10 protein-coding genes are annotated in these 13,601 nt (G+C 54.3%); 8 read left to right on the forward strand and 2 right to left on the reverse strand.

The genetic code is table 11. From position 1 onward, the window contains the following. Positions 1-53 precede the first annotated feature (53 nt). Both V9K95_RS07960 and V9K95_RS07965 read left to right on the forward strand, forming a co-directional pair. Complete coding sequence (locus tag V9K95_RS07960) at positions 54-476, forward strand: Hsp20 family protein (protein WP_115054633.1); 423 nt, start codon at positions 54-56, stop codon at positions 474-476. A 55-nt stretch (positions 477-531) separates the two neighbouring features. Continuing rightward, positions 532-777 (forward strand): DUF1150 family protein, encoded by a 246-nt coding sequence (locus V9K95_RS07965; protein ID WP_115054634.1) that lies wholly within the window; start codon positions 532-534, stop codon positions 775-777. A 73-nt stretch (positions 778-850) separates the two neighbouring features. Here the strand turns inward: V9K95_RS07965 and pncB are convergent, their stop codons facing one another. Then, positions 851-2,158, reverse strand: a complete 1,308-nt coding sequence (pncB, locus tag V9K95_RS07970; protein ID WP_115054635.1) for a nicotinate phosphoribosyltransferase — start codon at positions 2,156-2,158, stop codon at positions 851-853. A 265-nt stretch (positions 2,159-2,423) separates the two neighbouring features. Between pncB and V9K95_RS07975 the strand changes: the two genes are divergently transcribed. From V9K95_RS07975 to preA, 4 genes are all read left to right on the forward strand, one after another. Continuing rightward, complete coding sequence (locus V9K95_RS07975) at positions 2,424-3,593, forward strand: efflux RND transporter periplasmic adaptor subunit (RefSeq protein WP_336440235.1); 1,170 nt, start codon at positions 2,424-2,426, stop codon at positions 3,591-3,593. A gap of 7 nt (positions 3,594-3,600) precedes the next feature. After that, on the forward strand, positions 3,601-6,738 hold the full coding sequence (locus V9K95_RS07980) for an efflux RND transporter permease subunit (protein ID WP_115054637.1): 3,138 nt from the start codon (positions 3,601-3,603) through the stop codon (positions 6,736-6,738). Positions 6,739-7,098: 360 nt separating this feature from the next. After that, positions 7,099-8,556, forward strand: a complete 1,458-nt coding sequence (locus V9K95_RS07985) for an NAD(P)-dependent oxidoreductase (protein ID WP_336440234.1) — start codon at positions 7,099-7,101, stop codon at positions 8,554-8,556. An 11-nt stretch (positions 8,557-8,567) separates the two neighbouring features. Further along, on the forward strand, positions 8,568-9,878 hold the full coding sequence (gene preA, locus V9K95_RS07990) for an NAD-dependent dihydropyrimidine dehydrogenase subunit PreA (protein WP_115054639.1): 1,311 nt from the start codon (positions 8,568-8,570) through the stop codon (positions 9,876-9,878). A 205-nt stretch (positions 9,879-10,083) separates the two neighbouring features. Here the strand turns inward: preA and rutR are convergent, their stop codons facing one another. Continuing rightward, complete coding sequence (gene rutR / locus V9K95_RS07995) at positions 10,084-10,737, reverse strand: HTH-type transcriptional regulator RutR (protein WP_115054640.1); 654 nt, start codon at positions 10,735-10,737, stop codon at positions 10,084-10,086. Positions 10,738-10,960: 223 nt separating this feature from the next. Here rutR and V9K95_RS08000 point away from each other — a divergent pair, with 223 nt between their 5' ends. After that, a complete protein-coding gene (locus V9K95_RS08000; protein WP_115054641.1) occupies positions 10,961-12,286 on the forward strand; it encodes an aminotransferase class III-fold pyridoxal phosphate-dependent enzyme in 1,326 nt (441 codons plus the stop codon). A gap of 10 nt (positions 12,287-12,296) precedes the next feature. Further along, positions 12,297-13,544, forward strand: a complete 1,248-nt coding sequence (locus V9K95_RS08005; protein ID WP_336440233.1) for a Zn-dependent hydrolase — start codon at positions 12,297-12,299, stop codon at positions 13,542-13,544. The last annotated feature ends 57 nt before the right edge of the window (positions 13,545-13,601 follow it).

Raw genomic sequence — 13,601 nt, forward strand, 5'->3', positions numbered from 1 at the left:
TGCTGTTGAATTACGGGTTTTGCTTTAGGTCGCTTTACTAAAGGACTGCTTGGATGACACGAATGACACCTTTTTCAAGCCCATTGCTGCTTGGATTCGATTCGATGGAAAAGACGTTGGAGCGTATCGCCAAATCCGGCGACGGCTACCCGCCATATAATATTGAGCGTATCCGTTGCAATAACGATCGTGAGCAGTTGCGTATTATTCTCGCCGTGGCGGGATTTTCCAGCGACGATCTCGAAGTCACCACTGAGGATAACCAGCTGATTATTCGCGGTCGCCAGACCGATGAAGAAACGCGCGAATATTTGCATCGCGGCATCGCGGCCCGCCAGTTCCAGCGCATATTTGTTCTTGCCGATGGAATGCGGGTCAGCAATGCCACTTTGAAGAATGGGCTACTGTCGATCGACCTCGACCGGCCGGAACCTGAACGATTGGTCAAGCGCATCAATATTGCGGTCGAAGACTGATCAGGGCTCTAACAGGACAGGGCTCACCAGAGACTGTCCAAATAAGGAGGCTATAATGCAAACGAATCCTTTTACCGAACTTGAATTCTCCCGTCTCGGCGCCGGTCAGGTAGCTTATCTGCGCAAGGTAAAGACCGATGATCTCGCCACCAGCTTTCCGGCTCTTCCGCCGATGGCGCCTGGTGTTGAGCTTTGGGCGCTCTTTGCAGCCAATGGAGATCCTATTGTGCTTTCCGATGAACGCGAAAACGTTCTTGTCGGCGCGCAGGAGCATGAATTGCGCACGGTGATGCTGCAGTAGTTGTAAAAGCAAGCTCAGGAAAAGTGGGCACCGGTTTTCCGTTCGAGCTTGCAAAGCCAACCGATCGCGTGGGTCAGACTTTTACAGTCTGCTCCACGCGATCTTCCGCGCCAAAAATCTCCAAATATCGTTTTATCTCCGCAGGCTCGCCAGTGGCTTTCTTGGGATTATCCGAAAGCTTTACAGCCGGGCGGCCATTGGCGTAGCTGACTTTGCACACCAGCGAAATCGCATTTAACTGGTCGTTGAACCGTGGCGCACAATCTTCGAAATCATTGGTGAGATTGGTGCCCCAGCCGAAGCTCATACGCACTTTCCCATCGAAGTGGCGATAGGTTTCCTCAATCGTATCGACGTCAAGCCCATCGGAAAACACCAGCAATTTTTCGCGCGGGTCCTTACCCTTGGCTTTCCACCAAGCAAGGATTTTCTCGCCGCCTTCAATGGGCGGCGCGCTATCGGGTCGAAAGCCCGTCCAGTCTGCAACCCAATCCGGCGCATCGCGCAGAAACGCCGCTGTACCGAAGGCGTCGGGAAGTACTATCAAAAGATTACCGCCATAATAGCGGTTCCAGTCCTGAAGCACCTTATAGGGCGATGCCAGAAGTTCTTCTTTGGTTTTGCTCAGTGCTGCCAGAACCATCGGTAGTTCGTGAGCGTTTGTTCCAAGCGCTTCCAGATCATTATCCATCGCCATCAACACATTACTCGTGCCGGTAAATGAAGCGCCAATCCCTTCCTTCAATGCCTCAACACACCAGCGCTGCCACAGAAATGAGTGGCGGCGTCGGGTGCCGAAATCGGAAATTCTGATGTCGGGGAGAGCTTGCAAGCGCTCGACCTTAGTCCACATTTTGGCCTTCGCACGGGCATAAAGCACATCAAGCTCAAACCGCCCCAAACGCTTCATCGCCGCGCGGGAGCGCAATTCGTTGATGATTGTAAGCGCGGGAATTTCCCACATGGTGGTGTACATCCACGGCCCGTGAAAATTGAGTTCATATTGGCCATCGCGCTTGATCAGCTCATATTCGGGTAGTTGGAAATTTGCCAGCCAACTCAGGAAATCCGGCTCGAATATCTGGCGCTTGCCGTAGAACGTGTTACCGCCGAGCCAGATCATCTCTTTCTTTGTGAAACGCACTTCCCGCGCGTGATCAAGCTGTTCGCGTAATTCCTGCTCGTCAATCTCGTCACTCAGCCGCACTTTAGTGGTGCGGTTGATGAGCGTGAAGGTGGCATCCACTTTGGGATAAACGCCCCAAATCATCTGAAGCATCAGGAGTTTGTAAAAATCCGTGTCGAGCAGGCTGCGGACGATGGGGTCCAATTTCCACGTATGGTTGAAAACACGCCGCGCTATATCGGTTTTGGTCGCCATCGAATGCCATCCTTACGAATATGTCGCCCGCCATGTTGCACGGCAGACCCCACTCATCAAGAAGAGCGACGGAGAAACTTCATTTCACGGGCAAAGTTGATTTGGACCGTTCAATTAAATCTTTGTAATCTCACCGATTTGTCATTAACGGCGACATCAAAGCGCTTTATTCTCTGCAACAGATAGAGTTGCTCTCTGCGGATCGCAGATGCACTTGACGAAAGTATTCGCTGGCTCCTTACCGGAACCGGCCTTGGAGTGTTGGATGAAGGCCTGGAAACAAATTCTGATTGCCATATTGGTTCTGGTTGGTGCTGGAGCTGGCTGGTTGTATTTTTCCCCAGGTTCCAATGAGCTGTTAAAGAAGGCCGGAGTTGTTCCGCCCTCCAATGCAACCGCCGAAACCGCGGCAGGCTCCGGCAGGCGGGGTGGCGGACAGAGTTTGCCGCTTGTCGTTGTGAAAACGGCAACTGAAGCCAAGATCAATGACCGGCTTTCAGCAATCGGTACCGGAAAAGCCAAAAGCTCCGTTTCAGTTACACCATTTGCAGCTGGCAGAATGACGGAATTGCTTGTCCAGTCCGGGTCAAAAGTCATGGCCGGTGACGTCATCGCCAAGCTTGATTCAGAAGCCGAGACGATTATTGCGGAAAAGGCTAGAAGTGCGCTCAAAGACGCGCAAAACAAGCTGAAGCGCGCTGAAAACCTCAGTACAACCAATACGGTGTCAGCCGTTCAGGTCTCTGATGCCGAACTTGCGGTGGAGAACGCGGCATTGGATTTGCGCGAGGCAGAGCTGGCCTTGGACCGGCGCGATATCAAGGCGCCCATCAGCGGCATAATCGGTATTCTACCTGTCAATGCGGGCAATTATATTACCGTTTCTACGCAGGTCGCTACGATTGACGACCGCTCAGAAGTTCTTGTCGACTTCTGGGTTCCAGAGCGTTTTGCGCCGTTGATTGCCGTTGGCGCTCCCGTATCTGCGAACTCAATTGCGCGCCCCGGCGAAACATTTCAAGGCTCGGTAAGCGCGATCGACAGCAGGGTTGATCCCGCCAGCCGTACCCTGCACGTGCAGGCACGCATCACCAATCCGAAAGATACGCTACGCGAAGGCATGGCTTTCCAGATATCCATTGTATTCCCGGGCGACATTTATGCTGCGGTGGACCCACTCTCGATCCAGTGGGGCACTGACGGTGCCTATGTCTGGAAGATTGCAGACGACAAAGCGAGCCGCGTTCCGGTTCGTATTGTCCAGCGCAATGCCGCCAATGTTCTGGTTGATGCGAATATTAAGCTGGGCGACGCGATTGTTACCGAAGGTGTCCAGTCGGTCCGCGAAGGTGGCACCGTTCACATTAAAGGGCAACCTGCGCCCAAACAAAACAGCGAAGAAGGTCCTCTCGCCTCCGCCGGCAAAGCTGGCTGAGGACGTCATGACAAAACAGAACGACAATCTCGATACAAGTTTTACCGCCCTTTTCATTCGCCGTCCGGTCATGGCGCTGGTGCTCAATGCCTTGATCGTGGTGGCTGGTTTGGCCGCCTATTATGGCGTTGACGTCCGCGAGCTTCCCGATGTGGACAGGCCGGTGGTCACCGTCTCCACAATATTTGAATCGGCTGCCGCCGAAACAGTTGACCGGGAACTGACCTCTGCAATCGAAGGCGCCGTGTCACGTGTCTCCGGTGTTAAATCCATCTCCTCGAGTTCTTCGTTCGGTAGCAGCCGCGTCACAGTCGAATTCAATGATGGCGTTGATCTGAACGTTGCCGCTGCCGACATGCGCGACGCAATCAGCCGTATCACCAACACGCTGCCCGAACAGGCCGATCCTCCGCAGATCGTCAAGGCGGATGCGAATTCCGATGCAGTTATGCGGCTTGCCGTGACTTCCGATACGATGGCGGTTGAGGATATGACAGTGCTGGTCGAAGATCAGATCGAAGATGTGCTGGCCTCTGTCCCCGGCGTTGCCGATGTGCAAATCAACGGCGATCGCAACAAGATTTTCCGGATCGATATCGATCAGGGCAAGCTTGCAAGCCTTGGCATGAACGTCGCCGACATCCGCAATGCGCTGACGACCATGGCCTTTGATACTCCGGCAGGCCAGCTGAACAGCAATGACCAAAGCATTGTTGTGCGGGCGACCGCACCCGTTACCACGCCTGAAGAGTTCGAAAACATCATCATTAAAGGCCGCACGAAAATACGTGACGTTGCCACGGTGACACTTGGCCCCGACATTGGCACGTCAAGTTTGCGTGCCAATGGCAAGACCGGTATCGGCCTTGGTATTATCCGCCAGGCACAGTCCAATACGCTGGATATTTCGACAGGTGTCCGCGCTGCAGTCGCTCAGCTTCAGCAGACCTTGCCGGAAGGTGTTGATATTCGCGTTACCAGCGATGATGCAGATTTCATCAACGGCGCTGTCCATGAGGTGGAAATAGCGCTGGGCGTTTCGGTTATCATCATTATCGCCATCATCTACCTGTTCCTGTGGGACATCAGGGCGACTTTGATTCCGGCGGTCAGCATGCCGGTTGCATTGATCGGCACAATATCGGCGATCTATCTGGCAGGTTTTTCCATCAATATTCTTACGCTTTTGGCTCTGGTTCTGGCGACAGGTCTTGTGGTGGATGATGCGATTGTCGTGCTGGAAAATATTGTCCGCCGCCGTAATCAGGGCATGGGCCCACGCGCCGCTGCTGTTCTTGGCACGCAGGAAGTGTTCTTCGCGGTCATCGCGACAACGGTCACATTGGCGGCGGTGTTTGTGCCATTGTCGTTCCTTCCCGGCCAGACAGGCGGTCTGTTTCGCGAATTCGGCTTTGTTCTGGCCATCTGCGTGCTTCTCTCGGCGGTCGTGGCGCTTACGCTGTGTCCCATGCTCGCATCCCGTCTGCTGAGCGCGAGCGAGGCAAGTCATCATGAAGTTGCCCATGCACCGGGTGTGGTTGGCCGTATGGGCAATCGCTTTGGCGGCTGGTACAAATGGTTGCTGCATGCCTGTCTTGCTGCGCCCTGGATCGTGGTCATCGTGTCGATCCTTTTTGCCGGTGCCGCCTTTGGTGCATTCTCCCTGCTCAAACAGGAGCTAACGCCGACAGAAGATCGTGCGGCGACCTTCCTGCGCATAACGGCGCCCCAAGGTGTCAGTCTCGAATATCTCAATGATGAGATGCGCCAGATCGAAACCTTGATCCAGCCTTTGCGTGATTCGGGAGAAATCGAGAATACGTTCTCCATTGCCGGGCAGAATGGCAACACCAATCGCGGCTTCATGGTGCTCAGCCTTGCCAAATGGAATGAGCGTACAAGGACGCAGCAAGAGATCGTGGCCGATGTTTCCAAGCGTGTGCGCGCAGTGCCGGGCATTCAGGTTTTTGCCTCGCAACCCAATTCGCTCGGTATTCGCGGCGCAGGCAACGGTCTCCAGTTTGCTGTCGTGGGCACCAGCTACGCCGAATTGGGCACGACTGCCGCCAAGATCGTTTCCGAACTGGAAAAAGATCCAAGATTTGACAGGCCGCGTCTGACTAATGAACCAACCCAGCCGCAATTGGCTGTTACGATAGACCGCGAACGGGCCTCGGATCTGGGCATAGACATCACAGGTCTGGCACAAGCATTGCAGTCGGTACTGGACGGCTACAAGATCGGTTCCGTATACATCGAGGATCGCAGCTTCGACGTCAAACTCGTCTCCACCACTGATCCGATCAATGATCCAACCGATCTGGAAAATGTGTTCTTGCGAACCCAGGATGGCCGCTTTGTACCGATGTCGACGATTGCGCGACTGACGGAAGTCGCTGTGCCGCCCGCACTGACCCGTGAACAGCAAATGCGATCCGTAGCCATCACGGCAAGCCTGTCGCCTTCTTTCGCCCTTGGCGATGCCTATGCGCAGGCGCAGGCAATTGCCGAGCCATTGCTGCCAGCTGGATATCGTCTCATTCCTCTGGCCGAAGCTGCCACACTTGGCGAAAATTCCTCAAGCATGATCATCACATTTGGCTTCGCCATCCTGATCATCCTTCTGGTGCTCGCCGCCCAGTTCGAAAGCTTCATCAGCGCTGTGATCGTTATGGCCACAGTTCCGCTTGGGCTTGCCTGCGCGGTGTTTGCCATGGTGATCACCGGGACCAGCATGAACGTCTATAGTCAGATCGGCCTGGTGCTGCTTGTCGGTATCATGGCAAAGAATGGTATTCTTATCGTCGAGTTTGCCAACCATCTGCGTGATCAGGGCCGCAATGTCCGGCAAGCCATTGAGGAAGCGGCAACGATCCGCCTTCGCCCCGTTGTCATGACAATGCTCTGCGCGATTCTTGGCGGTGTCCCGCTGGTTCTCGCCAGTGGTGCCGGCGCGGAAGCCCGTATTGCGCTCGGTTGGGTCATCGTCGGTGGTCTTGGTCTGGCTACAGCCTCAACGCTGTTTCTCACACCAGTCGCTTATCTTCTTTTGGCGGGATTCTCCAAGCCAAAGGCCGAGGAAGAAGCAAGGCTCCAGCGTGAATTGCTGCAGGTCAGTACAAAAGCACAACTGCCTGCCGAGTAAATATTTCGTCCAGTGCCCACAAACTTTAACTCTGACTGCAGGACGGCGTTGTGCATGGTTCGACGGGGCTCACCATGAGGAATGTGGTTGCTCGCAAGATAGTCGCTAGCTCGCCGAGCCTGGCTCATTAACATCTATTATCTTACCCATGGTGAGCTTGTCGAACTACGCACAGTAGGAGTGTAGTGAGACCGACAACACCCTCATAAGAATATGATTCTTGACCATTTGATAAAAAATTTGACCTTTTGTAAAAATATGCCATTCTTTCCATAACGGAGCCGGACGAACCGGCTCATCTGCAAATGGCTGTGATCCACGGGAACCGGACGCTGCCACAGATATGGGAGATGCCATTTCATGGGATCGATGGATTCAGGAATCCGTGACGTCAGGGCTGGCCGGCTCGCGAGCAGTGAGTATAGCGAGGTCTTTTCCGATCTGCATCCGCCGCTTTCGCGGCATGAGGCTTTCGTTGAGTCTGACCGTTGCTACTTCTGCTACGATGCGCCTTGCATGAATGCCTGCCCTACGGGGATAGACATTCCGCTTTTCATTCGCGAGATCGCCGCGGGAAATCCCACCGGATCGGCCAAGACCATCCTGAGCGAGAATATTCTTGGTGGTATGTGCGCCCGCGTATGCCCGACGGAAACGTTGTGCGAGCAGGCCTGTGTGCGTGAAGCGGCCGAAGGAAAGCCTGTAAAGATCGGCCTGCTGCAGCGTTACGCAACAGATTACCTGATGGAAAACGGCCAGCACCCTTTCACCCGCGCGGCTCCTACCGGCAAGTCTGTGGCAGTGGTCGGCGCAGGTCCGGCAGGGCTTTCTGCCGCTCATCGTCTGGCCATGCATGGCCATGATGTGACGATTTTCGAGGCCCGCCCAAAGGCTGGCGGCCTCAATGAATATGGTATCGCCGCCTATAAGAGCGTCGATGATTTCGCCCAGAAAGAACTGGATTTTATTCTGGAGATTGGCGGTATCACCATTCAGAACGACAAGGCACTTGGCAGGGATATCAGCCTTGATGCGTTGCGTGCCGGTTTTGATGCTGTTTTCCTTGGAGTGGGTTTGCCGGGTGTCAATGAGCTTGGCCTTGATGGCGAGGATGCGGCAGGCTGCATCGACGCTGTGGACTACATTTCCGTTCTGCGTCAGAGCAACGACCTTTCGGAAATCGCCGTTGGACGGGATGTCGTCGTCATCGGTGGTGGCATGACTGCTATCGACGTTGCAGTCCAGACGAAGCTGCTCGGCGCGGAGAACGTCATCATTGCCTACAGACGCGGTCCGGAAAGCATGAATGCCAGCGAGTTCGAACAGGAACTTGCATTGAAGAATGGCGTGATTATCCGCCATTGGCTGCAGCCGCGCGCATTGACACGCAATGAACGTGGCGAGGTTTGTGGCATCACCCTCGACTACACGACCATGAATGATGGCAGGCTGGAAACAACCGGCGAAAGCGTCACATTGGCCAGCGATCAGATTTTCAAGGCAATCGGCCAAATGCCCGCGGAAAAAATTCTTGCAGAAGCAGGTATGGCGCTTTCGCGTGGCCGTATCAGTGTCGATGAGGAGCGCCGTACATCAATTCCAGGAATTTGGGCGGGCGGCGATTGTATTGCCGGTGGTCAGGATTTGACCGTTGCAGGTGTGCAGGATGGCAAGCTCGCGGCTGAGTCGATTCATCGCGCTTTATCGATGCAGCCGGAAAAGGTCAGCGGCTTTGCCGAGGCAGTCATTGCCGGTAATTCCGAACCCGCGACCACCTCTGCGCAACACACTGCCAATCCAGGCCACATTAGCGGCTAAAGGAAACCATCATGGCTGATCTTTCATCGAATTTCCTTGGTATCAAATCTCCAAATCCATTCTGGCTGGCCTCTGCGCCACCGACGGACAAAGCATATAATGTCGAGCGCGCCTTTAAAGCAGGATGGGGCGGTGTTGTCTGGAAAACCCTTGGTGAAGAAGGGCCTCCTGTCGTCAATGTCAACGGCCCGCGTTATGGCGCAATCCATGGTCCCGACCGGCGCTTGCTTGGTCTCAATAATATCGAACTGATCACGGACCGCCCACTGGAGGTCAATTTGCGCGAGATGACCGAGGTCAAGAAGAAGTGGCCGGATCGTGCGTTGATTGCATCTATCATGGTGCCTTGTGAGGAAGAGGCTTGGAAGGCCATCCTTCCACGTGTCGAAGAAACCGGATGCGATGGGATTGAGTTGAATTTCGGCTGTCCGCACGGCATGTCCGAGCGTGGCATGGGCGCTGCGGTTGGGCAGGTACCGGAATATATCGAGATGGTGGTGCGCTGGTGCAAGCAATATACGCGCATGCCCGTCATCACCAAGCTTACGCCAAATATCACCGACGTGCGTAAGCCAGCCCGTGCTGCCAAATCTGGCGGAACCGATGCCGTCTCGCTGATCAATACGATCAACTCCATCGTGTCGGTCGATCTTGATACATTTGCGCCCAATCCATCCATTGATGGACGCGGTTCGCATGGTGGCTATTGTGGCCCGGCAGTCAAACCGATTGCCCTGAATATGGTTGCGGAAATTGCCCGTGATGCGGAGACGCGTGGCCTGCCTATCTCGGGGATTGGCGGCATCACCACATGGCGCGATGCGGCAGAATTCATCGCGCTCGGCTGTGGCAATGTGCAGGTCTGTACCGCTGCCATGACCTATGGCTTCAAGGTTGTGCAGGAGATGATTTCGGGCCTGTCCGACTGGATGGATTCACGCGGTTTTCGCTCCATCGAAGATTTCCGCGGTATGGCTGTACCCAATGTCACCGATTGGCAATATCTGAATCTGAATTACATCACCAAGGCGCAGATCGATCAGGACCTATGCATCAAATGTGGTCGTTGTCACATCGCCTGCGAAGACACATCGCATCAGGCGATTACATCCATGGTCGATGGTGTGAGGCACTTCGAAGTCATTGATGAAGAGTGTGTTGGATGTAATCTGTGTGTGAATGTCTGCCCTGTAGAGAACTGCATCGATATGGTGCCTATGCTCTCGGGAGTCGATCCGCGCACCAAAACACCGGTTCAGCCAGACTATGCCAACTGGACGACGCACCCTAACAATCCAATGGCAAAAGTTGCGGCGGAGTGATGGGTTAGCCGTAGTTCTATTTAAACTTATGTTAACCCAGTTTGTGCGTGGTTCGACAAGCTCACCATGAGAAAAGTCGTAATTGGCAAGGGAGCCCAGCTCTGTTGCGATGAAGGCGGGCTTTGCAGCACCTACAACTTTCCTCATGGTGAGCTTGTCGAACCACGCAGGAGAGCGATGCAATCGAACGCGGCACTATCTTATTTCAATCGCGCGGGCGGATGCCGTTGAGAATTATGCTCAGAACTGCCTGCGCGGTTTGTTCGCGAAAGCCTGGACGGCCAACTTGGCTACCCATAATAGCGCGAACCTGTACGTCAAAATCCGCATAATGCTGGGTGGTTGCCCAAATCATGAAAATCAGATGATAGGGGTCAACCGGAGCAAGTTTGCCTTCGCCAACCCAGCGCCGAATGACGACGGCCTTTTCGTCGACCAGCGGTTTCAAATGCTTGGCCAGAAAGTCACTGATTGCCGGTGCGCCATGCAGCACTTCATTGGCAAACAAACGCGATGCTTCCGGATGGCTTTCGGACATTTTGATTTTGAGCGTGATGTATTTGCGCAATTGCTCGATCGGGTCGCCCGCCGGATCAATATCAGCGAGCGGGGCAAGCCATTCCGTCAGCGTTTCTTCCAGCAGCGTCACATAGATATTTTGCTTGCGTGGAAAATAATAAAGCAGATTGGGTTTTGACATGCCGGCCTTGTCGGCAATCTGGTCGATAGTCGTGCCGCGGAACCCATAAGTGGAAAAAACATCAAGCGCCGCATCAAGGATCAAACGGCGGTTTATTTCCTGGATACGGGTTGTTCGTTCCGGGCCGCCATTCGTTTTCTGCTTCGCAGCTTTCGCCATTTGCTAATTGCTCCACCCACCCGCGACAAAATGGCAATTCCGCTTGTCCCGGCAACGGGTTGAAATGCCTATAAAGCGCTTGACCACCTAACTATGCTCTTCTAGCCTGCATTTTGACCAACTAGTCAAGTTTTTGGCAATTGGTTTTTGAATCCCCTTAAAGGTTCAATCATTCGGGAACACAAAACAAGCGGTAATATCCGCAATCAGGAGGCTTCGTCACATGTCTAAAACGGCAATGGGGACAAACAATCTCGACGCGTTCTGGATGCCTTTTACGGCAAACAAGCAGTTCAAGCAAAATCCCCGCCTTCTCGTCAGTGCTAAAGACATGCACTATAAGTCTCATGATGGGCGCGAGATCCTCGATGGAACTGCCGGTCTCTGGTGCTGCAATGCGGGCCATGGCCGCCCCAAGATCGTCGAAGCCGTTCAAAAGCAAGTTGCAGAGCTTGATTATGCGCCTGCATTCCAGATGGGGCATCCCAAGGCCTTTGAACTAGCCGCGCGCTTGGCTGCTATGCTGCCATCGCCGCTTGACCATGTGTTTTTCACCAATTCCGGTTCTGAATCGGTTGATACGGCGCTGAAGATCGCGCTAGCCTATCATCGCGCTAAAGGCAATGGCACCAAGGTCAAGCTGATTGGCCGCGAGCGCGGCTATCATGGCGTTGGCTTTGGCGGTATTTCCGTTGGTGGTATCTCCGGAAACCGTAAGACTTTCGGCAATGCGCTGAGCGGCATTGACCATATTCGCCATACGCATGATCTGGCACGAAATGCCTATACGCGTGGCGAGCCAGAATATGGCGTTGAATTTGCCGATGATCTGGAAAAGGTCATTGCGCTGCACGACGCGTCAAATATTGCGGCCGTCATTGTAGAGCCGGTGGCGGGTTCGACTGGCGTTCTCATTCCGCCAAAGGGCTATCTCAAGCGCCTGCGCGAGATTTGCACTAAGCACGATATTCTCCTGATTTTCGATGAAGTAATCACCGGCTTCGGCCGTCTTGGTGCACCATTTGCGGTAGATTATTTCGGCGTGGTGCCTGATTTGGTGACAACCGCCAAGGGTATCACCAGTGGCGTTATTCCGATGGGCGCGGTTTTCGCTTCGTCGGACATCTATCAGGCCTTCATGAATGGTCCGGAAAATCTGATAGAGCTTTTCCATGGCTACACCTATTCCGGCCATCCGGTCGCTTGCGCAGCGGCTCTCGCAACGCTCGACACCTATGAGGAAGAAGGCTTGTTAACCCGCGCCTCGGAACTGTCCGATTATTGGGAGAATGCTCTGCATGCGCTGAAGGGACTGCCGAATGTCATAGACATTCGCAATCTCGGGTTGATCGGCGCCATCGAACTTCAACCCATCGACGGCGCCCCGACAAAACGGGCATTCCAGGCTTTCCTTAATGCATACGAAAAGGGCGTGCTGATCCGCACGACTGGCGACATCATCGCCTTGTCTCCGCCTCTGACAATCAGCAAAGGACAGATCGATCATCTGTTCGATACGCTCGCCGATGTGTTGAAGAACTTGGCATAGGAGCGGGCAAATGTCGCTGACAGGAAATCTTCGGATCAATGGCGACCGCCTTTGGGATAGCCTGATGGAGATGGCCAAAATCGGGCCGGGTCTGCGCGGTGGCAATAATCGCCAGACCCTGACCGATGAGGATGGCGAGGGCCGCAGGCTGTTTCAATCCTGGTGTGAGAAAGCCGGCATGACCATGGGCGTAGACACCATGGGCAACATGTTTTTCACGCGTGAAGGAACAGACCCGGATGCGCTGCCGGTCTATGTCGGTAGCCACCTCGATACACAGCCGACGGGCGGAAAATATGATGGTGTGTTGGGGGTTCTCGGCGGACTGGAACTGATCCGCACGCTCAACGATCTTAATATCAAGACCAAGCATCCTATTGTTGTTGTCAACTGGACCAATGAGGAAGGTACGCGCTTTGCCCCGGCCATGCTGGCTTCCGGTGTATTCGCCGGTATTCATGATGAGCAATGGGCCTATGTTCGCGAAGATGCCAAGGGCAAGAAGTTTGGCGACGAACTGGAGCGAATCGGCTGGAAGGGTGACGAGAAAGTCGGCGCCCGTAAGATCCATGCGCTGTTCGAACTGCATATTGAGCAGGGACCCATTCTGGAAGCTGAGGGCAAGGATATCGGCGTTGTCACCCATGGTCAGGGCCTGTGGTGGTTGCAGATCACATTGACGGGCAAGGAAAGCCACACAGGCTCAACCCCAATGCCTATGCGCAAGAATGCGGGCCTCGGCATGGCGCGCATTACCGAACTGGTTCACGCCGTCGCTATGGCCCACCAGCCAAATGCCGTAGGGGCAATCGGCCATGTCGATGTTTATCCCAATTCCCGCAATGTCATTCCGGGCAAAGTCGTGTTCACGGTTGATATCCGCTCGCCAGACCTTTCGACGCTTTCCGCAATGAAAGCGGAAATTGAGGCGAAGGCACCAAAGATTGCCAAGGAGCTTGGCCTCGGCATCGAGATTGAAGAAGCCGGGCATTTTGATCCCGTTACCTTCGACGAAGGCTGCGTCACTGCCGTGCGCAATGCTGCGGAGCGGCTTGGCTACAGTCACCGCAATATTGTTTCCGGCGCCGGACATGATGCCTGCTGGATCAACCGCGTTGCGCCGACGGCAATGGTAATGTGCCCTTGCGTGGATGGCCTCAGCCACAATGAGGATGAAGAGATTTCGAAGGAATGGGCTGCTGCCGGTACGGATGTCCTGTTGCATGCGGTTCTGGAGACGGCGGAGATTCAAGCCTGACCTAGCAACCACATATGCAACATGTTCGGCAAAAGACCAAAAAGGGGAACGAACACA

It is taken from the genome of Phyllobacterium sp. CCNWLW183 (assembly GCF_037203775.1).
Classification (GTDB): Bacteria; Pseudomonadota; Alphaproteobacteria; order Rhizobiales; family Rhizobiaceae; genus Phyllobacterium; species Phyllobacterium ifriqiyense.